This is a genomic window from Scandinavium sp. M-37, assembly GCF_043558715.1.
Taxonomy (GTDB): Bacteria; Pseudomonadota; Gammaproteobacteria; order Enterobacterales; family Enterobacteriaceae; genus Scandinavium; species Scandinavium vulneris_A.
Window position 1 is genome coordinate 1 of the sequence record NZ_JBIGIN010000118.1, and the last position, 451, is coordinate 451.

Sequence of the window (451 nt, forward strand, 5' to 3'; positions counted from 1 at the left end):
TCAACAGTTCGGGTCAGTAGCCTTGCTGTGAACCACTCAGGGAGTGCAGGCCACTGTTTTCGGGCCTGTGGGCTGGTTTTTAGTTTAACAAGTTCATCGCCACGTCCCAGCTTACGCACAACTTCATATTGTGTGTTTTTTTTCAGCGGCAGCAACCAGTGCCGTTTTTCTCCGGACATCTGCCAGTGATGAAGCAGTCCCAGAGAGTAAAATCCTTTATCGAACAGGGTGATACTCATATCCGGCGTTCTCTCCGCCAACTGCGCTGCCAGTCGCATTTCGCTGACGTTCTCGCTGTCAAAAGCGCTGGCGTTGATCAGATGACTGCTCAGCTCCATCAGACAAACCATCCTGACCTGCGGATAGCCACCGATACCATTTCGCCCGGCGGGTCTGCTGAAGGCTGCACTGTTTTCCGGAGTGTCTGCCGTACGCCAGACAACACCATCCA

Annotated in this window: 1 protein-coding gene; it reads right to left on the reverse strand. The window is 53.2% G+C overall.

The genetic code is table 11. From position 1 onward, the window contains the following. Positions 1-451, reverse strand: a 451-nt coding sequence (locus ACG0Z5_RS23975; RefSeq protein WP_394451686.1) for a transposase, incomplete at both ends; no start/stop codon positions are given.